This window comes from Terriglobus sp. YAF25 (genome assembly GCF_052113305.1).
GTDB lineage: Bacteria > Acidobacteriota > Terriglobia > Terriglobales > Acidobacteriaceae > Terriglobus.
The window spans coordinates 1-1,322 of the sequence record NZ_JBFRCY010000978.1 but is presented as its reverse complement, the minus strand read 5'-3'; the positions used below and the strand labels follow the sequence as shown (position 1 = coordinate 1,322).

Genomic DNA, 1,322 nt, shown 5'->3' with positions numbered 1-1,322 from the left:
GTACTCACACAGACTCTGAAGGCCCGCGTTGTTGGCACTATAAGAAGCGGGCTTTAGCCTTGGGCTTTTCTCCATCAGGAAAAAGCCCAGGGCTAAAGCCCATTTACTTTTACGTCTTTTATCAGCGGGCTGAAGCCCGCTGCTCCCACCCGGTTCAATCAACCCGGCTTCCTCAGGACCAAATCCGCTTATTGTTCAGCGAATAACGACTCCCACACTAGAACAGCAGCCGCGACTTTACATTCCTTACATACAATTTGCACGCCTGACGTGCGCCTCGCGCCAGAATCAGGCTTATGAAACTGCTCTCGATCCTTCCCGTCGTGCTTGCCGCTTCCTTTGCGGCCGCAACTGCGCAGCAGCCACAAGGCAGCCGTTCGTTCGAGGTCGCGTCCATTCGTCCAGGAGCATCCGCAACGGCGGAGATGATCGCGATCAGAATGAACGCCGACCGCTCGATGATCCACTACGTGAATGTCTCGGTGCGAGATCTCATTCGGGTGGCCTACGGAGTGAAGGAGTTCCAGATCAGTGGCCCTGAGTCGATACACAACCGCTTCGACATCGAGGCGAAGTATCCGGAGGGAGCCACAAGAGACCAGGTACCGGAGATGCTGCAGTCTCTTCTGAGAGACCGCTTCAAACTAGAGCTACACCGCGAGACGAAAGAGCAGGCAGTCTACGCGCTGGTCGTGGGCAAGAACGGACCGAAGCTCAAGGCGACGACGATCCCACCGTCGGACTACCCTGACAGTCCCAACCGTCGCCCCGGCACGCCGGTGCGTGGCGACATTCAGATGCTGGGCGGTCCGTCTGGCCTGCACCTGACCGGACCCGCCGTGACCTTGAGCAGACTCAGCGAAATGCTCTCGGGCTTTACCGATAAGCCGGTCGTAGACCAGACCGGTTTATCGGGAGAGTACGACATCGATCTCACCTTCTTTCCGGAAAATATGATGTTCCGCATGGGGGGTGGCCCGGGTGGTCCACGACAGGGGCCTGATGGAGGTGCAGACACCCAGTCCGAACCACGCGTCACCATCTTCGATGCACTGCAACCGTACGGTCTCAGGCTCGAATCCCGCAGGGCACCCCTGATGCAGCTTGTCGTGGATCACATTGAGAAGGCGCCGACGGAGAACTGATGCGCTCGTATTCCCAACCTAGCGTTCCGAGCGTTCACCCCAACGAACAAGTTCGTCGGGGACCCCGAGGGTGGGCACCCACGTAGGTAAGCGCTGAAGGCGCGCTCTATACCAGCCTGGGGCAACGCCCCAGGTTTCAGTGCCACAAGATGTTAAAGGGCTGAAGGCCCGCTCTAT

The 1,322-nt window shown here is 58.4% G+C and carries 1 protein-coding gene; it reads left to right on the top strand.

Going from position 1 to position 1,322, the window contains the following annotated elements; translation table 11 throughout:
• Positions 1 to 296: 296 nt before the first annotated feature.
• The gene (locus tag AB4043_RS25780) at positions 297 to 1,145 is read left to right on the top strand and encodes a TIGR03435 family protein (RefSeq protein ID WP_442303547.1); all 849 of its coding nucleotides are present in this window, start codon (positions 297 to 299) and stop codon (positions 1,143 to 1,145) included.
• Positions 1,146 to 1,322 lie beyond the last annotated feature (177 nt).